This window comes from Mucilaginibacter sp. R-33 (assembly GCF_049949235.1).
Taxonomy (GTDB): Bacteria; Bacteroidota; Bacteroidia; order Sphingobacteriales; family Sphingobacteriaceae; genus Mucilaginibacter.
Window position 1 is genome coordinate 1,845,991 of record NZ_CP188089.1, and the last position, 22,329, is coordinate 1,868,319.

Below are 22,329 nucleotides of genomic sequence, written 5' to 3' on the forward strand. Positions count from 1 at the left end.
GCCGCTTTTGTTTTTGATAATAACCTATTGGCCGGTCACTGATGATGATTTTGAAATTAAACCGTTCGCGGTGATGATCTTTAACGCCTGTTCGTAATTGAATCCCACTTTAACAAGTGCATCAAAATAATCTTTATTTAATTTAGCTATTTCGGCTATTTTGCCGGGCTGCTTAAAGTAAGCGAGTTGAGCGTCAAGCACTGATTTTGCCATCGATGCGTACATCGGTCCCATAGAATTCATCGCGTTTTGCATGTCATTAGAGGGGCTTCCATTAAATAGTCCTGTTGAGGCTGTATCCGTGGCTACAGGTGGTGGCGGAAGCAATACAACATCGGTTACCTTGACATGCTTGGTTGCGGCAGCTTGCTCAGTTAAACTAACATTATAAAAATTAAAATAGTTAATTCCCGACCTGCTTAACCCGGCATGCTCTATGATGTCAATGGATTTTGCAGCAGAAGGTATTTTTTTAAAATATACCTTAAACTCAAGCTTATCACCAGCCTTTTTTAATACATTTTTATTGGGTACCATGGCTATGTTTTCCGACTTAACATACTCATAATGTGCGTTGCTTAAATCAGTTTGAATAAAGATCTCTTTATTGAGCTGTAGCCACGCATTATCCTGGTAAGCATAGTTTTCAAAGGTCACAATAGTATACTGACTATTGGTTTCTATCTTTTTGATGATTGTTGATTGATCGTCTTTTTGCTCAACATTAGGAGTTGTGATGTTTTGTGCGAATGCCTGCACTGCAACAATAAAAAACGTGATAATGGTTAAAATAGGTTTTTTCATGTGATAATTTTTCTAAATATATCAATATTAAAGCAATACAATCAACAGGTAATAAAACCTTAATAGGCCATTGAACAAATTTTATTATCATTGGGCATGAAATCTATCTGTGTATTTTGCGGAGCTAATTTCAATGGCGATCCCGTATTGAAACAAGCCATCGAACAATTAGCAGAGGTTATGGTAAGCCGTAACATTACGCTTGTGTTTGGCGGCGGTAAAGTTGGCGTTATGGGTTTAATGGCCGATGCTGTGTTAAACAGGGGAGGTAATGCTATCGGTATAATCCCGCAGTTTTTGATGGATAAAGAAGTAGGGCATACAGGTTTAACCGAGTTGCACATTGTAGAAAATATGCATCAGCGTAAACAAATGATGAACGATCTTAGTGAAGGCATCATTACGCTTCCGGGCGGATGGGGCACTCTTGAGGAGTTTTTTGAGGTGCTAACCTGGCTGCAATTGGGTTTGCATAACCATCCAATCGGATTGTTAAATGTAAATGGTTTTTACGATCTGTTACTTAAACAAATGGATGTAATGGTTGAACAACGTTTCCTGAAACCTACTAACCGAGAATTGATCCTTACTTCCGGCGATCCGATAGAATTGGTGAACCTTATGGATAACTTCAACGCCAAACCCGACGAGGTATGGTTTAAAGACAGAAACCTTACTTAGTCTTAAGTTCGCAGACTTAAGTCAAAAGTGTTAGTTTGTAGCATAGTCTTATTAGCTGATTAAACTGTCTGCTGCCAGCTTTATACTGCAAACTGATACCGGTTTTATCTCTTTAAAACAAAACCGTTTGCAATTCCCTTTTTAGATAGGAAATTTTCTAAATTACCTGTCCTATCTAAAACCAATTATGAATATCGAATTCAATAAAAATGAAGATATTAATAAGCAGCTTGTTTATGAACTAAACACCCGGCTTAACAAAGTATACCAGGGCGGCGGTGAAAAAGCTGCAGCCAAACAAAAAGAGAAAGGAAAAATGCTGGCCCGCGAGCGGGTGGCTTACCTCATTGATAAAGATAAACCATGGCTGGAGATCGGCGCTTTTGTAGCCGATGGTATGTATGCCGAACATGGTGGTTGCCCATCTGGTGGTGTCATATGTGGTATTGGGTATATTTCAGGCAGGCAGTGTGTTGTTGTTGCCAATGATGCCACTGTAAAGGCTGGCGCATGGTTTCCGATAACAGCTAAAAAGAACCTTCGTGCACAGGAAATAGCTATCGAAAACAAATTGCCTATCATTTACCTCGTCGATTCGGCAGGGGTTTATCTACCCTTACAGGACGAGATCTTTCCTGACAAAGAGCATTTCGGACGAATTTTTCGCAACAATGCGGTGATGAGTAGTTTGGGCATTATCCAGATTGCCGCTATTATGGGTTCATGTGTGGCTGGGGGCGCTTACTTGCCTATCATGAGCGATGAAGCTATGATAGTAGAAGGTACCGGTTCTGTTTTCCTGGCCGGATCATATCTTGTAAAATCTGCAATAGGTGAAGATGTTGATAATGAAACGCTCGGAGGCGCAACAACCCATTGCGAAATCTCTGGCGTTACCGATTATAAGCAACCTAACGATCAGGCCGCACTTGACTCCATCCGCAATATCATGAACATGACTGGCGATTATACCAAAGCCGGTTTTGACAGGATTCAGTCATCAGTTCCAAAGCTCAATGAAAAGGAGATCTATGGCATATTGCCCGATAACCGGGAGAAAGCTTACGACATGATGGAAATTATCCATCGCCTGTTGGATAATTCGGCCTTTGAACCTTATAAAGACGGTTATGGACAATCTATTATTTGTGGACTGGGCCGTATTGATGGTTGGGCTGTGGGAATTGTTGCCAACCAGCGCAAGGTGATTAAGTCAAAAAAAGGGGAAATGCAGTTTGGCGGGGTGATCTATTCGGATTCGGCAGATAAGGCTACTCGTTTTATCATGAATTGCAATCAGAAAAAGATCCCATTGGTATTTTTGCAGGATGTTACCGGTTTTATGGTCGGCAGCCGGTCGGAGCAGGGCGGCATCATCAAAGACGGTGCAAAAATGGTTAACGCGGTGGCAAATTCTGTTGTGCCTAAGTTTACCATTGTTATAGGTAATAGCTATGGTGCCGGTAATTATGCCATGTGCGGCAAGGCGTATGATCCCCGGTTGATCTACGCGTGGCCATCGGCCAAGATTGCTGTAATGGGAGGCGGACAAGCTGCCAAAACCCTGCTACAGATCCAGGCAGCGGGCCTCAAAGCCAAAGGAGAAGAGGTAGATGCTGTAAAAGAAGCTGAATTGCTGAAACAGATAACCGACAGGTATAACGCCCAAACAACCCCATATTATGCCGCTGCCCGGCTTTGGGTTGATGGGATCATCGATCCGCTTGAAACCCGTAAAGTAATATCTATGGGTATTGAGGCCGCTAATCACGCGCCTATTGAAAAGGCGTTTAATGTGGGGGTGATACAGACGTGATTTTAGTGATTAGAGGCTGGAGATTAGTAAAAAAGTGCCATGATGAACTGCTCATCATGGCACTTTTAATGTTTGACTTGTTTCGCCTTGCGCTCGTTTCCAACGAGTGCTTGACCAGGGTTTGCGTTTGTAACGCAAACTAAATTATCCTCGGTGCCTTTTATGCTTTTTCTTAGATGATTTTGACGACGAAGATGAACTTCGTTTATCCGATGATTTTCTTTCTTCAGTTTTGGAGGGCTGATTGTCCGGTTGCTTTACGTCTGTTGAATCTTTACTCAACTGTTTAACCGTAAATTCATTGCCACGTAAACCATATTCCAACTGGCGTTTTGCGCCTGAAGGTTTAGCATCTTTGCCTGTGCCATTGAAGATCGGGAACTCCCGCATCAGCTTACCTTCTTTAATATAGAAATTATCATTACCGCGATAACCTTTGCGTTGCGAACTGGTCAGCTTCGGGAAATCAAGCTTATTTGCCTTGCTGTTATTGTCGTTAAACTCAAAAGCGTAGATGGAGGTGTAGCTGGTTGTATCTTTTGATTTAGCCTGGATCAGGATTTCCGGGTTGCCATCTACATCCATATCTGAATTATAAACGTCAATGATAGCTCCATCTAAATCACCGGTTGTTGTAGTGTATTTTATCGCCGATGAGTCTGAATGCAATATCATAAACGAACCCGCTTCTTCAGCACCGCGGCCCCAGCTCAAAACATCATAGCTTTGCCCCGGCGATACCTCTATCAGTTTGTGAAACCTGAAAGGCGCCATCAAAACCGGCTTTTTAGGTGCCGCAGGAGCGGCAGGCTTCTTTGTTTCCTGCCCGCCGCATCCAGCCATTAATGCGCTTATCGCAAGCGCAAAAAGGTAAACCCTGTTAGTCATATTTTTTATGGTTCAACTTAGTTATATAACGTATCTGGTGTTAGCTCGGCTTTTGCTTTGCCGGGGGCAGTAATAAATACTTTTAACGCTACAGGACCAGTGCCCTGATCAAAATACTTTATGGTTATCTTATGATAGCCTTTTAATATCGGTACAGCTCCCATTTGTTCATCCATGATATGTTTTCCGTCGTTATCAACTACTTGCTGATCATCAATTAATAACACCGAGCCCCCTGCAGATGACGTTGTAAAGCCGTAAACGCCATCGTTTTCAATATTAACAAATCCTGTATAAATCACACCATATTTGCCTTTATTTTTTCGCAGATCGGCAGTATTAAAGGTTTTTGTCACGCCGCTGTCGGCAGGCATAACGCCGAGCTGATTTGTACTGGTATAAAGACCAGGAAAAACCTGGTACTTAAGGCCTGTTGCTGTACCTGTATAAGTAACGGCCGCCATTGGCGCTTTATTATAAATCAATGTACGGGTAACATTGCTCCGTTTGCCCGAAGGAGTGATCACTATGGTTTGTAGTTCGCGGTACTGATCAACGGGTATATCCAAATTCAAAGGGATAGTATAAATTAAATCTGTCTCGCGTGGGGTATAACCGTCAATAGTATAATAAACTTTTGCACCTTCAACTGAGGGTTTCAATACGGCAGTTAACTTACTGCCAATCATTACTGTATCTTTTGCACCTATAGCTGTGGGCACGTGATAGTCAAAACCGTTTTTATCCAGCCAGGCCAAATGAGCAGGTAAACGTGTATCGGCAAAATCTGTGTAGTTTTTGTTGGCCAATGGCGACCAGGCAATTTCAGACAGGGCCAGCAACCTCGGCAGCAGCATAAACTCCACCTTGGCATCTGTTGCTACATATTCTGTCCACAAATTGGCTTGTACGCCTTTAATGTACTTTTGCTCATCGGGTGTTAACACAGCAGGAGTAGGGTTATAGCTGTAAATTTTTGAAAGGGGTTCATTGCCGCCTATGCTCAAGGGTTCCTGACTTGGTTTGCCCTGGCCATGATCAATGTATAAACCATTGCTTCCCGGCGTCATGATCACATCGTGTTTTTGTTGCGCCGCGGCAATCCCGCCATCTTCACCACGCCAGCTCATTACAGTGGCGTTAGGTGCAAGGCCGCCTTCTAAAATCTCGTCCCAGCCAATAATACTGCGGCCTTTGGAATTTACAAATTTTTCAATGCGTTGTATAAAGTAGCTTTGCAGCGCGTGCTCATCTTTCAGCTTTAACTTTTTAATCAGTTGCTGGCAAAAAGCCGAGTTTTTCCAGGCGTCTTTCGGGGCTTCATCACCGCCAATGTGAATGTATTTGCTTGGGAAAAGTGCCATCACCTCGGTCAATACATCTTGTAAAAAGGCAAAAGTTTTTTCATTAGGGCAGTAAATATCTTTAAATACGCCCCAGGTTTCGGCAGGTTTATACGTTTTGCCGGGATCGCAGCCTAATTCCGGATAAGCAGCAAGTGCAGCCTGAGAGTGTCCGGGCATCTCGATTTCGGGTATTATATTAATAAACCTGTCAGACGCGTATTTTACCACCTCGCGGATCTGATCCTGTGTATAAAACCCGCCATACGGTGTGCCATCAAACTGCTGCGGGGTACGGTCGCGGTAACCACCAATCAGGGTTTGCGCGCGCATACTGCTGATTTGGGTTAGTTTCGGATATTTCTTTATTTCTATGCGCCATCCCTGGTCTTCGGTAAGGTGCCAGTGAAAAGTATTCAGTTTATAGGCAGCTAACAGGTCAATGTATTTTTTCACCAGCTCTACTCCAAAAAAATGACGGCCAACATCAAGCATTGCCCCCCTGTAACCAAAACGCGGATAATCTTCCACCTGTACGCACGGCAGCTTAATAGTGGCGGCATGTTCGGCAGGCATTAGTTGAAGCAGTGTTTGTACTCCGTAGAACAATCCGGCACCTTTACCTGCGACAATAACCTGTTGTGGCGTTATAGTTAAACGATAGCCTTCGGCAGGTAAACCATCGGTGCCGGCGGTAGTAAGGGTTATAACATTTGTGCTTGCACCGCTTTTAACAATCACAGGTTTATGATAAGCCTGGTTGTTGGCAAGGTAATCTTTAAAAAATACTACCGCTTTGTTTGAAGGCGTATCCGCCTGGATAATGGTTTCCTGGCTCAAAACAAATTGCCCGGGAGATTTTTTCAGTGAAACAGGAGCGGGGATAATACCCAGGTTTGGATCGGCATCCTGCGCGTTTACAATGGTGGTGGTTACTGCAAGCACAGCAAGCAGTATCAAAGAGGCCTTTTTATACATAATTTATCTATACAGGTTAGTATGAGCCCGTAAGATAAAACTTTTTAAAAAAATATAAGAAGTTTTGGTGTGTAAAATGTTTAGTGTAGTAGGAGAATACCTGAACCGAATTTGTGGAATTAAATGAATTAACAGAATGCTAAGCAAACTCAAAAAGATCTTATTAACGCAAACGAGGGAGTTGTGTATTAAGGAAAGTTAAAGAAATAAAAAAAGCGACAGGTAAACCTATCGCTTTTCTGAGGCTAAGACACTAATCACTAACCTCCAATCTCTAACCACTCATTACGCCGTCACCACGTGCTCTTTGGCTGCCAGATAACGCTCAGCGTCGATTGCGGCCATACAGCCGGTGCCCGCTGCTGTTACAGCCTGGCGATAAATATGATCCTGTGCGTCACCGGCGCAAAATACGCCTTCTACGTTGGTTTCGGTTGAACCAGGACGTGTGATGATATAACCGGTTTCGTCCATATGTAGCCAGCCTTTAAAAATATCGGTGTTAGGATGGTGGCCTATTGCCACGAAAAACCCTGTAACGTCAAGATCGGTTTCGGCGTTTGTTTGGTTATTAATTACTTTAACACCAGTAACGCTTTGACCATCGCCCAAAATTTCTTTGGTTTCGGTATTGTATAAAATTTCAATATTCGGCGTATTCAATACGCGGTGAACCATCGCTTTTGAAGCGCGGAACTCGTCCCTGCGAACGATCATATATACCTTGCGGGCCAATTTAGCTAAATAAGTAGCTTCTTCGGCAGCGGTATCACCGGCACCAACAATAGCCACATCCTGGCCTTTAAAAAAGAAACCATCGCATACTGCACATGCAGAAACACCAAAGCCGCTATATTTTTGTTCAGACTCTAAACCAAGCCATTTGGCCGAAGCTCCGGTTGAAATAATCACGGTATCAGCTGTGATGGTTTTCACATCATCAACTACAACTTTATGTGGCAGGCTTGAAAAATCTACAGAACTAACATATCCGAAACGGATTTCGGTACCCAGGCGCTCAGCCTGTTTGCGAAAATCTTCCATCAGTTCAGGACCCATAATGCCCTGCGGATAGCCCGGGAAGTTTTCAACTTCGGTAGTTTGTGTAAGCTGGCCGCCTGCCAGTAAACCAGTATACATAACTGGCTTAAGATCAGCGCGGGAAGCATATATAGCTGCAGTATAACCTGCAGGACCTGAGCCTATGATCAGGCATTTTACGTGTTCAGTTTCTTGAGACATTTTATTATAAATGAGTTGCGAATTTACGATTTTAAGCGCATAAGGCAAAGCGCATATCGTCAACAAAGTGACATCATTTGCCTGTATTTGCGGCAAGCACCCGCATTACATTTCCACCTAATATTTTATCAATATCTTTTTGGCTGTAGCCTAATTTCAATAGTTCTCCGGTTATTTTTGGATAATCAGCAACGCTATCCAAACCAAGAGGGTATGATTCGGCACCATCAAAATCCGACCCGATACCCACATAATCAACACCTATCAGTTTCACAATATAATCGATATGCTTGATCAGCAGCTCAAGCGGTGGTCTGAGCTTGTCTGATTCCGATTTATACAAGGCGTTTATCCTGATATTGGCCAGATCGACGTCATGATAAACTTTGGTCAATGAATCGAGCTCTGTTTTATGCAGCGCCAAAAACTTAAGCACTTTGGGTGTATAGGTACTATCTACAAAGCCACTATAAAAATTAATGCATACCACACCGCCGTTTTTTGCCAGCGCCTTTAGTTGGTCATCCTTTAAGTTGCGGCGAAATGGATCGATACTATAAGCACAGCTATGTGAAGCGATAACAGGCTTTGTGGTAGTTGCCAGTACATCATAAAAAGTGCGTTCACCTACGTGCGATACGTCAACCATAACACCAAGCTCGTTCAGGTGTTTAACAATCTGCTTACCATAATCGGTGAGCCCTAAATGTTTCAAACTATCTTTTTTAGTAACCTCGTCACGTGCTGAAGTTGCCCATGAAGTACTGTTATTCCAGGTGAGGGTGAGGTAACGCATCCCACGTTTAGCAAGGCTGTCGATGTAATCCATCCTGTCTTCGATCATATGCCCGCCTTCAACACCAATCAACGCCGCCAGCTTTTTGTCGGCCACAGCTTTTTTAAGTTCTTTGGTGTTGCGCACTAAAGCTATTTTATCAGGATTACGCTTGATGAGCGCGTACAAAGAATCAATTTCCCGGTTAGCAAAGGCAAAACCGGATCCTTTACCATAACTCTCACCGCACCAGATAGAAAAGATTTGTGCATCAAGCCCGCCTTCTTTCGCACGAACCAAATCGAAGTTACCTTCGCTTTGATGTTTGCTTAAATCAACTTTGGTTATCAGCTCATTTGAAATAACATCATTGTGGGCATCAATTAGAACTGCCTTTTGATGAATTTGCTGTACGTTTTGGGCAGATAGTTTTAGCGTGAGTGATAAAAGAAATAATAATAACGATCTTTTCATAATTGGAAGATAAGGAAATTGACCGCTGATTCACATGTTTTTTCGATTTTACCGATTTTGGCTATCCAGCTTTCACTATGAAAATAATAATTGATGCAGCTAATAACGTTAATCCAAGTAAAATGAAGCTAAGGAGGACGCTTTTTGAAGAACTGTCATTTAATGTAAATAGCGAATTATCAGCAGGATCATATACCACATTTACCGAATCACCCTCTTTATATGAGTATCTGCTGATACCAATGTTGTGTTTTTTTGTTATCAATTCGTTTTGTAATGTCCGATATCTAATTACCGGGTAGTTTAATACCATCGAATCTTTATTGCTCCTTTCATGTTCAATACTTATAACCGTACCCTCAACTTGTATACCTCTTTTCATGAGTTTTTTGTGGCTATCATATAGTATAGCCCCAAACAGGCTAAATATGGCTCCGGTACCCCCCAGTGTCAAAGCAGTTATTATAGGATTATCGCTTGATATTAAATGGCTGCTATATAGTAATGTATCAATGATCATGGTTCAGGTTTATATAATCATGCGAAGAGACTAATAGCTCTCCGCGGTGTTAAAGATGTTTATCCAGCAATCACCAAATCACTTAACTGGTTATTGATAAACTCCATTTCCTCTCCATTGATATGAATATTGATGGCTTTGGCATTTTGAACAGATTGTTCGGCATTACGGGCGCCAACCAGCGCTACAGTTATGCCTGGATGATTGATTGTCCAGCGGATAACCAATTGCCCTAAAGTTGCACCTTTTTCGTCGGCCAATGGTTTTATTTTGGCAAGAAAGGCATTGGTACGCTCAATGTTTTGATCTTTAAAGTATTTGACGGCTGCGCGATGGTCGCCCTCATCAAAGTTTTGGCCGGGTTTCATTTTACCGGTCAATAAACCACGCTCAAGGGGACTATAAGCTAATATCGCTTTCCTATTCTCGATGCAATAAGGAATTAGCTCATCTTCAATAGCGCGGTTTACCATGCTAAACGGAACCTGGTTTGCCGCCAGCTTAATGGTTTTGGCAGCGATTTGCATTTGACTCAAATTATAATTACAAACACCTGCTTCGCGAATTTTACCCTGTTCCTGAAGACGTAAAATGGCTTCCATCGTTTCGTCAATAGGCGTAGTTTTGTCCGACCAATGAATTTGGTACAAGTCGATATAATCGGTACCAAGACGTTTGAGGCTGGTTTCACACTCGGCAATAATGCTGTCTTTACCGGCATATCGATATACATCAATATCCTTCCCGTTGTTGTCTTTACTCTTAAAAAAGAACTCACCTTTAGCAAGGTCCCAGCGCAAGCCATATTTAGTCAGGATCTGTACCTTATCCCGGGGCAGGTCTTTAATAGCCCGGCCCACCAGCTCTTCGCTTTTACCTTGTCCATAAACTGGGGCTGTATCAATTGATGTTATTCCAAGATCGTAAGCCGCGCGCATGGCATCAATAGCTTCCTGGTCATCATTGCCTCCCCACATCCAGCCGCCAGCAGCCCATGCCCCAAAAGTTATTGCCGATACGCTTAGTTTACTTTCGCCTAATCTTCTGTATTCCATTTTTTAAGTAGATTGATGTATGCACCAAATATATTTATTTATACATGATTTGAAAGGGGCATCTATAGATGTATGAATAAAGCCAGGCTAAAACCTACGCATCTGAAATTTGCACATCGGCATATTTAAAAAATTACCACATTTGTAAATAGCACAACCATCTATATAAAATATGTATTTTTTATATCCTGCTTTTTTATTCGCGTTGCTGAGCCTGGCTATCCCGGTTGTGATCCACCTGTTCAATTTTCGTAAATACAAAAAGGTATATTTCAGTAATGTACAGTTTCTGAAAGAGGTGCAGGAACAGCAGGCTTCACGCCGCAATTTGAAGGAGCGATTGATATTGGCGTCGCGTTTACTTGCTTTGTTATTTCTGATACTGGCATTTGCCCGACCTTATATCCCCGGCGCGCAAAATGCTAATGCTGGTAAACAGCAGGTGATCAGCGTTTTTGTGGATAATTCTTACTCCATGGAAACCCTTAACCGCGAGGGCTCGTTACTTGATGAAGCCAAACGCCGTGCTAAGGAAATTACTTCGGCTTATAATATTAATGATCGGTTTCAATTACTTACGCAAGATTTTGAAGGTAAACATCAAAGACTATTGAGCCGTGATGAATTTAATGATGCAGTTGATGCGGTTAAAGTAAGTTCACAAAGCAGGAGCTTACAACAGGTTATCAGCAGACAGGAAAACCTATTGCAAAATCAACCGGGAGCTCCCAAGTCGGTGTTTATTATTTCTGATTTTCAAAAAAACAGAAATGATAAACCAGTGAAAGCCGATAGTAATATTGCCGTTAACCTTGTTCAGCTTAAAGCCGGGAACCTTCCCAATGTTGCTGTTGATTCGATTTGGCTCCTTGGTGCGGTACATCGCCCGGGTGAAAGTGAAAAACTGGTTGTACGCCTACATAATTACGCTACAGAAAAAGCAGAAAAGATTCCCCTCAAAATATTAATTAATGGTGAGCAAAAGGCGCTCGGTAGCTTCAGTATCAATGCCCGCCATGTTCAAAATGATACCTTATCATTTTCGGGCTTAAAACCTGGATGGCAGAGCGGTGAAATTCAGTTGCAGGACAACCCGGTCACATTTGACAACCAGTTTTATTTTAGTTTTAATGTAAAGGAGCAAATGCCGGTTCTGCTGATAGATGGAGGCGCTCCAAATCCATATCTGAAGGCTGTTTTTGCATCTGACGCTTTCTTTGCTGCATCCCGTGTAACCGATGGTAACGTTGATTACGCTGCACTTAATAGCTACCCTATAGTAATTATCAGCGACATTAAAACCATAGCTACCGGACTGGCACAGCAGTTGAGAACCTACGTGACAAAAGGAGGGACGCTGGTTGTATTTCCGTCGGCCGATGCTGATCTGGCTAATTATAAGTCATTTTTATTAGCCTTAAATGCCGGATATCCTGAAAAGCTAATAACCCAGGACGTAAAAGTAGCCTCCATCAACAAACAGAGCGCAGTATTTAAAAATGTATTTGAGAGCTTTCCTCAAAATCCTGATTTGCCATCCGTAAAAAAATATTATCAGCTGAATAAAAGCGGTTCTAAGCAGGAAAGCCTGATGAACCTTGCTACCGGCGAAGCTTTTTGGGAGGGTTACAGCAGCGGAAAAGGGAATGTTTACATGTGTGCTGTACCTCTTAGCGAAGATTTTAGTAACCTGCCAAGGCATGCGCTGTTTGTACCCATACTTTTTAGGATGGCATTATTAAGCGGGCATGACCAACCCTTATTTTACACTTTTGGTGCCGACGAAAGTTTTGAGGTACCACCCGTACAAACCACCGAAAAGCAATTGCTCAAACTCACCAAAGGCAATCAAAGCATTATCCCGGATGTAAGGCAGCAGGAGGGAAGTACGTTGTTATATGTTTCTGATCAATTGAATGAACCCGGAATTTATTCGCTCCGCAAGCAGGACAGTACGCTGGCAACACTTGCTCTTAACGATAACCGGGCAGAATCAGATATGAGTTATTTTACGGCGGCCGATCTCGAAAAAATACTGCCAAATGCAAAGCCCTTATTAACAGCAGGAAGCGGTTCATTAAAAAGTGTTGTTGCCGAATCAAATTTTGGCACACAATTATGGAAACTTTGTATAATTTTGGCGCTGATCTTCCTGCTTGCAGAAATTTTGTTAATCAGGTTTTATAAGCCTGATCAACAGGGCGTTATTCAGGCTGGATAGATCGATACAAATCCACACATAAAGCAGTGCTAATGAATTTGCTTATCAAATCAGCCACTATTCTTGATCCCGGATCATCCTTTCATCAACAAGTTGCCGATATTTTAATTGAAAATGGTGTTATCACCCGCATAGGCGACGATATAGATGCCGATGCCGAACTGTTTGATGCCGAAGGCAAATATGTTTCGCCCGGTTTTTTCGATCTTAACTGTAATGTAGGCGAGTTGGGCCTTGAAACCAAGGAAGACCTTCGTTCCGGTACAGTAGCCGCAGCAGCAGGAGGTTTTACGGGCATAGCACTAATGCCCAATACCCAGCCGCCGGTCCATTCCAAGTCGGAAGTTGAATACCTGCTAAACCGCTCAAAAGGTAACCTGGTTGATGTTTATCCTCTGGGTACCATATCGCAGAAGCGTGAAGGGAAAGATCTTGCCGAAATGTATGATATGTACCAAAGCGGTGCCAGGGCTTTTACCGATGGCAGTCGCCCGGTACAGGACGCGGGTTTAATGGAAAGAGCTTTACTGTATGCACAGGGTTTTGATGCACTGGTTTTCTCTTACCCTGAAGATACCGCTATAGCAGGTAAGGCAAAAGTTAATGATGGAGAGATCAGCACACTGCTTGGCATGAAGGGAATTCCTTCACTGGCCGAAGAACTGATGGTTGCCCGTGATCTTTATCTTGCAGAATACACCGTGTCCCGCATCCATTTTACAACCATATCAACTGCGCGTTCGGTCGAATTGATCCGTGAGGCCAAGCGTAAAGGCATTGAAGTTACCTGCGACGTTGCTGCGCATCATTTAATATTAACCGATGAAGCCCTTTTAGGCTTTGACAGTTTATATAAAGTGAAACCACCCCTGCGTACTGCCGATGATGTTGCTGCGTTGATAAAAGGTTTAAAAGACGGCACTATCGACGCCATTGTATCGCAACATACCCCACACGAAATTGAATTTAAAGATGTGGAGTTTGAAGTTGCTGAATATGGCATAATAGGTCTGCAAACCGCATTTTCCCTGGCTTTAAAAGCGGGTTTACCGGTTGAACTTATAGTTGAAAAACTGGCTGTTAATCCCCGCGAAATACTTGGTGTTGAACTGTCGGTTATCGCTGAAGATGAAAAGGCAAACATCGTGGTTTTTGATACTGATACCGAATGGGAATACACTGCGGCTAACAACAAATCTAAATCTGCAAACTCGCCTTATATCGGGCAGCGTTTAAAAGGTAAAGTATTGTTAACTTACAACAATCACCAAATATTTAAATAATATACCTATGATCGATCCTAAAATAGAAAACGCCTTTATAGCAGCGCTTGAGGCCTTCTCCAAATACAACAACTTTGATGCAACCCAGCTAACCGATGAGTTTGCTGATGTTTTTGCGTCCGACGAAGATTTTTTATCTAAAGTAGATGAGCTTGATGCGGTTTTTGATGAAAATCCTGAAGTAGAAGAACTTCGTGAGATCTTCTTCGATTTGCTAATGATCAACTTCTTTAGCGCAGATGTTAAAAAACTGGAAGAAGATTACCTCGATACTCCTGAATGGGAGAGCATTGAAGAAGAAACACTCGACCGCGGTACCGAACTCCTTAACCTTTTACTATATCTGAATGAGTGTGAAGATGAAGATATTGAGCCGGAACTGGAAGATTACCTGAAAGAGTTTTTATTAGTTGATGAAGACGAGTTCCAGGATGAATACCGCATTTATGAGCCGGTTATTGCCAACCAAATCCTGATTGAAAGCCCGGTATCCGAAATCAGCAAGGTTGCTACTACGCTTCCTGAAGATTCGGAGCTTAAAGAGCTGTTTTACCCCATGATGTGCTTTTTTCAAAACATTGATCCATCTGACGAAGAGAAGAAAGAGATTGCTGATAATGCTATCAACAAAGAGTTTGATATGGCAGTTTTAGAAATTTTAGTTAGTTTTCAATAGCCTTTTTGATGAGCGCACAATTAGAAAGAACCATAAAAATACAAGGACTTATCAAAGGATTGATTTTAGGTGCAGTATTGGCTGTGGTAAGTATTATTTATTTTTATTTTATGGTAAGTGTAGCATCGGCTGTCGCAATAACAGTTGGTGCAATACTTTTCACGTACATATTTCCGATAGCTATTGCTGCTTTGTTTTGCATAAATCTGAGGAGCAAAGTCGGCGGGTATTGGACAATGAGGCAGGCCGCCACCGGAATTTTCATTATGTTTTTCATTTCAAACCTGACCATATTTATACTACGTGATCAGATATTTGCAAACGCTATAGAACCGCAAATGGCTCAGAAGACTAAGACAGCTATGGTTACAGCTTTGACTAAACTGAAAGAAAGCACTGCCAAACCGGAAGAAAAGAAGGAAGCTGACGCCAAGATTCAGGAGATGGAGAAAAGCTTTCAAACCGGAAAAAGCATTACCATAGGTCAGCAAATCCAGTCATTAGGTATAAGCATTATATTTCTGTTTGTTTTATCGATAATTTTCGCTGCTTTCTTTAAACGGGAGCCGGCGGAGTCTATTTCTTGAATAAAAGATTAATCGTATAACAAAACAGGCTTTTCAAATTTTGAAAGGCCTGTTTTGTTATACCGAGTTTACGAAATTAAAACCAGGATAACACACCCTAATAAACTGGGTTAACACTGGCTAACACATTTTAAATAAAGTGATTATAAATAATTAGTAATCAGTATATTGTATTTCTACCGGGTTAACACTACTGATATTTTTGAATAATTAAGCACATCTGAATGTTTGCGCCTGTTATTTGCAAAAATAGGTGCCGAGTGGGCCTGGGCGTTTAACCTGCTTCAGACCATAAAACAGCATCTAATAGCTCGCCTGTATCATAGCCTTTCCTCAGTTATATTAATTAACAACGAGATATCGGCGATAAACATTTGAAAAGCATTTGCCTGGGTAAAAAATAAACATATACATGATATAAGATAATTAGTTAATTTTAACCAAACACTAAATAACCTATATCATGGAAATAAAAAAAGCGAGCCCATCGCAACCAGCCCTGAAGTGGGCGCTAATTAACCTGGTAACTTCAATAGTTATAACTTATGCATTTCAGTTTCTTGATATTGACCCCAACTCATCTCTTAAATACCTGAACTTTTTGCCCTTCATCGCTTTCTTGCTGTTAACGCAAAAAGAATACAAAGATCAGCTTGGCGGATATATTACCTACGGAGAAGGCTTTTTATCCGGTTTTTTATATGCGATTTTTACAGGAGTTTTCGTTGCGGTATTCACTTATGTATATTATGCGATATTAAGTCCGGAAATGGTTAATAAGGCCCTAACTGCCTCACGCGCGCAAATGGAAGCAAAAGGAAATCTGTCGCAGGATCAAATAGACAATGCCTTAAGTATGGTAAGTAAATATTTTGCGGTTATAGCGACAGTAAGCGTTGTATTTATATACGCCATTTTTGGCGCTATAGTGAGTCTGATCTCGGCAGCGGTATTCAAAAATGAAAGATCACCTTTTGACACCGTTTCCGATAATTACGAAGATCCTAAACCTATTGATCCGGCGGTATAAAACAAGCTGAAAGCAGAATGCTCAAAGCTTAAAGCTAATTCTAATTTGTACAGCTATTCAATTGATTGATAAATTCATATAAAACAAGAAAGGCCTTTCAGTAGTTGAAAGACCTTTCTTGTTTATATGCTTGGGAGGCATCTCTAACCTCCAATCACTAATCTCTAATCGCTATTTCTTCATTACCAGCTTCACAATATCGTTACCAAAAACAAATACCATTAGGGTAACTAAAATTACAAAGCCTACAATCTGGGCGCGTTCAAGGAATTTATCGCTCAACGGTTTACCTTTAATCATTTCAATGATCAGGAATACCGCGTGACCTCCGTCAAGCGCCGGGATAGGCAAAAGGTTCATCAATGCCAATACCATCGAAAGAAAGCCTACCAATGTCCAAAAGTGGACCCAATCAACAGTACCACCAAACAGGTTGGCTATAGCTACCGGTCCGCTTACTGCTTTACCAGGGTTAACATCACCTCTGAAAATCTTACCGATACCTTTGGCATTATCCCTGAAAGTTCCCCATGCTCTTTGTGCTCCTATAGGAAAAGCTTCGAAAAAACCGTACTTTATTGTTTTGATATCCGGAAAATCGCTTTTTGCACGGTAAAAGCCCAGCTTGCCTTCTGGCGTAACCTGTGCTTTCAAGGTAACCAGTTCATGGTTGCGTTTTATACCCAGTTCAACCTGTTTGCCTTTATTAGCCGATAGTTGAGCCTGCAATTCGTCCCAAAATACAATTGGATGATTGTTGGCCATTACAATGCTGTCGCCCTTTTTTAAACCTGCTTTTACAGCATTACTGCCCGGTTCCAATGAATCAACAATGAACTTGGCACGGGGCAGGCGACTGATGAAACCTTCTATATCATGATCGTTCAAATCATTTAGGATGGTACGCGGAATGCTGATCTGCAAAGTTTGGGTGCCACGCAACACGGTAAAAACAGTATTATCCAATAATACCTGCGGACTTGTAAGATCATCAAAACGTTCAAATGGCTTACCATTGATAGCAACAACCTTGTCGCCTATTTGAAGGCCTATTTTTTTACCTACTTCACCTGGTACAATACCGTATTTTGCTGCCGAATTAGGTATATAACTATCGCCAAAACGCATGGTTAGCACCCAAAATATCAAGATGCCCAGTATAACATTTACCGTAACACCACCAAGCATTACAATAAGGCGCTGCCAAGCTGGTTTTGAACGAAACTCCCAAGGTTGCGGCGGACCAGCCATTTGTTCTGTATCCATCGATTCATCAATCATACCGGCAATTTTAACATAGCCACCAAGTGGTAGCCAGCCAATACCATACTCAACGCCTTTATATGTAAATTTAAACAGGCTCACGTTCCAGGCATCAAAAAACAGGTAGAATTTTTCTACCTTAATACCAAAGGCCCGTGCCGCCAGGAAATGCCCCAGTTCATGCAGGATTATCAAAATTGAAAGGCCCAGTATAAGCTGGCCCACCATGATCACTATACTCATTATCTATATCTATGTAATATTAAAACTGTAATGTTTTTGAAGGTAGTTGCTGTATATAATTTTCCGCAAAGATGCGTGTTTCTTTGTCAGTATTCAAATAATCGGTTAGGGTTGGCTTTGCAATAAAATTTATTTTCTGCATACATTCTTCAATAATGCCGCTCATAGTTAAAAAGCCAATTTTACGGTCAAGAAACCCGGCAACCGCTATTTCATTTGCCGCATTGATAATGCAAGGTATGTTACCTCCCTGTTTTAACGCAGCGTACGCTAAGCTTAGATTACGGAAAGTTTCCATGTCTGGTTTTTCGAAAGTGAGGTTAGCGTAGTCGGCAAAGCTGAAACGTTTAAAATTCGTTTCGATCCGGTTGGGATAGGTGAGGGCATACTGTATAGGTAGCTTCATATCGGGCAAACCCAATTGTGCCTTAATTGATCCATCCCTGAACTGTACCAGTGAGTGAATAATAGATTGCGGATGAACTACAACCTCGATCTGATCGGCCTCAATATCAAACAGCCATTTGGCCTCAATAACTTCAAGCCCTTTGTTCATTAATGATGCCGAGTCGATAGTTATTTTAGCGCCCATTACCCAGTTGGGGTGTTTAAGGGCATCCTCACGGGTAACGTTGGCTAAAAAGTCGAGACTACGGCCACGGAAAGGACCGCCCGATGCGGTAATGATCAGTTTTTCTATCGACTTATACTCCTCACCAACAAGGCTTTGAAATATTGCTGAATGTTCCGAATCAACCGGTAAAATCTGAACTGCATTTTGTTTCGCCAAAGCGGTTATGATATCGCCGGCAACAACCAATGTTTCTTTATTAGCAAGAGCAATGTCTTTACCGGCTTTAATGGCAGCTATTGTTGGCTCCAGACCTGCAAAGCCTACCATGGCAGTTAGCACAACCGCAATTTCGGGATGCGTTACTGTATCAATGATAGCCTGGTGACCGGCAAGTACCTGTATTGGCAAATGTGCTAAAGCCTCTTTAACTTCCTGGTATTTGCTTTGATCACAGATAATGGCATATTCCGGCACAAACTCAATAGCCTGGCTGATGAGTAAATCGGCATTAGAATGTGCTGTGAGCAAAAACGCCCTGAATAAATTGCTGTTCCACCTTATAACATCAAGTGTTTGTGTACCGATGCTGCCTGTTGAGCCAAGGATGGCAATGTTTTTTATTTGGTTACTCAAGTATCTTTATTTTATAAAACTCTTTAATCCTTCGGCAATCTTCCTGTCGTTTGATAGCCGTGGTACTTTGTTTTGCCCGCCAAGTTTACCTTCAGTCCTCATATAATTGATAAAGGCATCTTTTTGCAGGCTTTGGATCACCAAAGGTTGCAAAATGTTACCTTCAATCAGGTCAAAATAGTAAATATTTTTATTCTGCAACGCCTTGTCCACTTTTATGGCGAAAGCCTGAAGATTGTCAGGGGCTGTACCAAACTCGATAAACCATTCATGGTAAGGTAATTGCCCCGCTGCAGGGTTAACCTGGGGTGCAACGGTAAATTCAACCACGTCAACGCCCTCTTCTTTAGCCACGCTCATTAATGCATACTCTACCTCTTCGCCTATAACATGTTCACCAAAAGCCGATATATAATGCTTAATACGGCCGGTTACGACAATACGATACGGATCTTTTGAAACAAATTTAATCGTATCGCCTATACTATAGCCCCATAAACCAGCGCTGGTGTTCATGATGAGCGCGTAGTTTCTATTCAACTCTACATCTTTAATATTAATGCGGGTTGGGCTTTCATTAAAATACTCATCGGATGGGATAAACTCGTAGAAGATCCCAGAATCAACTAATAATAAAAGGCCTTTTTCTTTTTGTGAATCCTGGAACGCGATAAAGCCTTCGGATGCCGGGTAGGTTTCTATCGAATCGACCTTGAAACCGATACTTTCCTCAATACGGGCGCGGTAAGGCTCGTAATTAACTCCTCCATAAACGTAAAGCTTAAAGTTTGGGAAAATGTCTTTTATCTTTTTACCTCCTGCTTTGGCCGAAAGTCTGTCGAAATACATCTGGCACCATGGCGGGATCCCACTGATGAGGCGCATATCTTCATTAACAGTTTCGTCTACAATGGCTTCAACCTTTTGCTCCCAATCTTCAATGCAATTGGTTTCGTAGCTGGGCAAGCGGTTTTTTTGCAGATAAGCGGGAACATGATGCGCAACGATACCCGAAAGCCTGCCTGTTGAAATGCCATGCTTTTCGGCTAAAATGGGGCTGCCCTGCAAAAATATCAATTTGCCATCAACAAAATCAGAGTTACCGGTTTCGTGGATATAGCTTAGCAAAGCATTACGTGCCGCTTTGATATGCTCCGGCATGCTTTCTTTAGAAATGGGGATATATTTTACACCGGATGTTGTACCGGATGTTTTGGCGAGATAAGCAGGTTTCCCGGGCCATAGCACATCCTCCTCGCCATTAACCACTCGGTCGATATAGGGGCGAAGGTCTTCATAGTCATGTACAGGCACCAATCGCTTAAAATCCTCGTAGTTGTTGATCTTTTCAAACTGATGATCTTTACCAAAACTGGTGTCTTTGGCCGCATGCACCAGATCTGTAAATGCCTTTTGCTGAAATGCAACCGCGTTTTTACGAACCTTATTTAATTCCCGATTAACAAAGGCAGCAAATACTTTACTTAATGCAGATTTAAATCCCATTTTTAATTGGTTTCAGATAGGTCATCATCCACATCAAGGTGGCTATAAACCAGTTTGCGATAGGCTGCCATCAAAATTATGTTAGCAAATGGAATAGCTATTATTAACCCTACAACGGTGATTGCTGCAACCAGCATCAATATTTCGATTATAATGAAGATCAAGAAATATTTAAAAAAATTCCCCTTTATCAAATAAAAGCTTTGTTGTACTGATTCTATCGGCCCCGACGCGTCATCAACAATGAAACAGGTGCAAATAGGAAAATAGAACAGGAAAAAGAACTGAACAATAAGTCCGATAATAAATTTGAAAAAATCCTGGGCGAAACCTTCTTTTAAACCTTCAACCAGGTGGGTCGCAAAAACAGCTAATGTACTCACCAGTACCAATAACGTAAGATAGCTTACCAGCATCCTGATTTTAGGAATGATCTCGCTAAAATCAAAATCATAGTATTCTTTGTCCATTAATCTGAATACCAGCTTTATAAATGCTAAGAATATGAAAGTTATTTCAACCAGTAACACAACAAAGCCAATAGAACTCACCATTGCATTATCATCAAAATAAAATACGGCAAAGCCTGATATGAAGACAAATATCATGGCAACTACCGAGTAGACCGAGATTATGGCAAAATTCTTCTTTAAAATATTCCATGCGGTTTTAATGGTCTCCGCTACAGAAAAGGGGTGGTACATATTGCTTATGATCTACTTAAAACTTTCCGCTTCCAAAAATCCTGTATAAATCCTAACCCGTAGGCAATAAGTTGTGTGAAGGCAGCTATAATGCTCAAAAATGCGATTTTTAACGATTTATTTTTCCACCAGGAATGGAAAAATATTAACAAAGTGAAAATCAACAGTATAAAATTACCTACAGGTGCTAATACAGAGCCAAATAGGTTTAGAATAATAGTAAGGATAACACCTACTGTAAAAGCAGCCGGGAAAAAATGAACCAGCTTTAACTCCTGCGGGAAAAATTTAGAAATATTGATGCGCGCCCTTCCGAAAAAGTGCAGCTGCTTATAAAACTGATAAAAGTTGGTTCGTCGTTTATGATAGACTATTGCATCTGGAATCAACCCAATTTTAAAGCCCAGCGAATGGATCCTAATGCTGTATTCTATATCCTCACCAAGGCGAGTGATAATAAATCCGCCGGCTTTTTCCCAGGCCTGCCTTGAAACACCCATGTTAAAACTACGCGGGTGAAACTGCCCTATACCTTTTTTATTACCACGAATACCTCCGGTAGTAAAAGGGGAGGTCATTGAATAGCTTATGGCTTTTTGTGTAGGGGTAAAAGATTGATGTGCGCCATCGGGACCACCATAGGCATCGAGATAGTTTTTTGCCAATGAATCGTTTACAATTCGGAGGTAATTGGGGGGGACTAAACAATCCGAATCAAAAATTACAAAATAATCGCCTTTGGCACGCTCAAAACCAAAGTTACGTGCAAAACCCTGGCCTTCATTCTGTTTTTTAAAATAGCGCAGGTTAAGTTTATCGGTAAAGGTATTTACTATGGCTTCAGCATCATTTACAGAACCATCTTCAATAACCAAAACCTCAAAATTGTGATAGGTTTGCAAGGTGAGGCTTTCCAGCAGTTCTTTAATTTCCTGCGGTCGGTTATATAAAGGAATGATGATGGAAAAAAACATGTTTTTAGAATAGATGTGAGATTTGAGATGTTAGATATGAGACAGGAGGCAAGTATTCA

At 41.6% G+C, this 22,329-nt stretch carries 19 protein-coding genes; 7 read left to right on the top strand and 12 right to left on the bottom strand.

Features of this window, described 5'->3' with window-relative positions:
• Positions 1-24: 24 nt before the first annotated feature.
• Positions 25-804, bottom strand: a complete 780-nt coding sequence (locus ACP26M_RS07800) for a hypothetical protein (protein WP_090525667.1) — start codon at positions 802-804, stop codon at positions 25-27.
• 96 nt (positions 805-900) lie between these two features.
• Between ACP26M_RS07800 and ACP26M_RS07805 the strand changes: the two genes are divergently transcribed.
• Both ACP26M_RS07805 and ACP26M_RS07810 read left to right on the top strand, forming a co-directional pair.
• Positions 901-1,485, top strand: a complete 585-nt coding sequence (locus ACP26M_RS07805) for a TIGR00730 family Rossman fold protein (RefSeq protein WP_426587683.1) — start codon at positions 901-903, stop codon at positions 1,483-1,485.
• A gap of 187 nt (positions 1,486-1,672) precedes the next feature.
• Positions 1,673-3,301: an acyl-CoA carboxylase subunit beta gene (locus tag ACP26M_RS07810; RefSeq protein ID WP_426587685.1), complete on the top strand. Its 1,629-nt coding sequence runs from the start codon at positions 1,673-1,675 to the stop codon at positions 3,299-3,301.
• A 144-nt stretch (positions 3,302-3,445) separates the two neighbouring features.
• On the opposite strand, the gene ACP26M_RS07815 is transcribed toward ACP26M_RS07810, so the two are convergent.
• The 6 genes from ACP26M_RS07815 to ACP26M_RS07840 form a co-directional block, all read right to left on the bottom strand.
• Positions 3,446-4,189 carry a hypothetical protein gene (locus ACP26M_RS07815; RefSeq protein WP_426587687.1) on the bottom strand — a complete coding sequence of 248 codons (744 nt, stop codon included), beginning with the start codon at positions 4,187-4,189 and terminating at the stop codon, positions 3,446-3,448.
• A gap of 17 nt (positions 4,190-4,206) precedes the next feature.
• Positions 4,207-6,510 (bottom strand): family 20 glycosylhydrolase, encoded by a 2,304-nt coding sequence (locus ACP26M_RS07820; protein ID WP_426587689.1) that lies wholly within the window; start codon positions 6,508-6,510, stop codon positions 4,207-4,209.
• A gap of 285 nt (positions 6,511-6,795) precedes the next feature.
• Positions 6,796-7,752: a thioredoxin-disulfide reductase gene (gene trxB, locus ACP26M_RS07825; protein ID WP_090526227.1), complete on the bottom strand. Its 957-nt coding sequence runs from the start codon at positions 7,750-7,752 to the stop codon at positions 6,796-6,798.
• 73 nt (positions 7,753-7,825) lie between these two features.
• A complete protein-coding gene (locus ACP26M_RS07830) occupies positions 7,826-9,001 on the bottom strand; it encodes a dipeptidase (protein ID WP_090525657.1) in 1,176 nt (391 codons plus the stop codon).
• A gap of 61 nt (positions 9,002-9,062) precedes the next feature.
• Complete coding sequence (locus ACP26M_RS07835; RefSeq protein ID WP_426587692.1) at positions 9,063-9,521, bottom strand: DUF3592 domain-containing protein; 459 nt, start codon at positions 9,519-9,521, stop codon at positions 9,063-9,065.
• A gap of 59 nt (positions 9,522-9,580) precedes the next feature.
• The gene (locus tag ACP26M_RS07840) at positions 9,581-10,576 is read right to left on the bottom strand and encodes an aldo/keto reductase (RefSeq protein WP_090525653.1); all 996 of its coding nucleotides are present in this window, start codon (positions 10,574-10,576) and stop codon (positions 9,581-9,583) included.
• A gap of 172 nt (positions 10,577-10,748) precedes the next feature.
• On the opposite strand from ACP26M_RS07840, the gene ACP26M_RS07845 reads away from it, so the two are divergent.
• The 5 genes from ACP26M_RS07845 (at position 10,749) to ACP26M_RS07865 (ending at position 16,373) form a co-directional block, all read left to right on the top strand.
• Positions 10,749-12,797, top strand: a complete 2,049-nt coding sequence (locus tag ACP26M_RS07845; protein ID WP_354482846.1) for a vWA domain-containing protein — start codon at positions 10,749-10,751, stop codon at positions 12,795-12,797.
• Positions 12,798-12,829: 32 nt separating this feature from the next.
• Positions 12,830-14,080 (top strand): dihydroorotase, encoded by a 1,251-nt coding sequence (locus ACP26M_RS07850; RefSeq protein WP_426587695.1) that lies wholly within the window; start codon positions 12,830-12,832, stop codon positions 14,078-14,080.
• Positions 14,081-14,087: 7 nt separating this feature from the next.
• Positions 14,088-14,756 (top strand): hypothetical protein, encoded by a 669-nt coding sequence (locus ACP26M_RS07855; protein WP_176624697.1) that lies wholly within the window; start codon positions 14,088-14,090, stop codon positions 14,754-14,756.
• Between the two features lie 8 nt (positions 14,757-14,764).
• Positions 14,765-15,343, top strand: a complete 579-nt coding sequence (locus ACP26M_RS07860; protein WP_090525645.1) for a DUF4199 domain-containing protein — start codon at positions 14,765-14,767, stop codon at positions 15,341-15,343.
• A 463-nt stretch (positions 15,344-15,806) separates the two neighbouring features.
• Complete coding sequence (locus tag ACP26M_RS07865; protein ID WP_426587698.1) at positions 15,807-16,373, top strand: DUF4199 domain-containing protein; 567 nt, start codon at positions 15,807-15,809, stop codon at positions 16,371-16,373.
• Positions 16,374-16,544: 171 nt separating this feature from the next.
• On the opposite strand, the gene rseP is transcribed toward ACP26M_RS07865, so the two are convergent.
• From rseP to ACP26M_RS07890, 5 genes are read right to left on the bottom strand one after another with little or no spacing between them, the layout of a single operon-like run.
• Complete coding sequence (rseP, locus tag ACP26M_RS07870) at positions 16,545-17,879, bottom strand: RIP metalloprotease RseP (protein ID WP_090525641.1); 1,335 nt, start codon at positions 17,877-17,879, stop codon at positions 16,545-16,547.
• A gap of 19 nt (positions 17,880-17,898) precedes the next feature.
• The gene (locus ACP26M_RS07875) at positions 17,899-19,086 is read right to left on the bottom strand and encodes a 1-deoxy-D-xylulose-5-phosphate reductoisomerase (protein WP_218117146.1); all 1,188 of its coding nucleotides are present in this window, start codon (positions 19,084-19,086) and stop codon (positions 17,899-17,901) included.
• A gap of 6 nt (positions 19,087-19,092) precedes the next feature.
• The gene (locus tag ACP26M_RS07880; protein WP_090525639.1) at positions 19,093-20,592 is read right to left on the bottom strand and encodes a GH3 auxin-responsive promoter family protein; all 1,500 of its coding nucleotides are present in this window, start codon (positions 20,590-20,592) and stop codon (positions 19,093-19,095) included.
• 2 nt (positions 20,593-20,594) lie between these two features.
• Positions 20,595-21,296: a hypothetical protein gene (locus ACP26M_RS07885; RefSeq protein WP_188831928.1), complete on the bottom strand. Its 702-nt coding sequence runs from the start codon at positions 21,294-21,296 to the stop codon at positions 20,595-20,597.
• 5 nt (positions 21,297-21,301) lie between these two features.
• Positions 21,302-22,270, bottom strand: coding sequence for a glycosyltransferase (locus ACP26M_RS07890; RefSeq protein ID WP_426587701.1), 969 nt, complete (start codon positions 22,268-22,270; stop codon positions 21,302-21,304).
• Between the last annotated feature and the right edge of the window lie 59 nt (positions 22,271-22,329).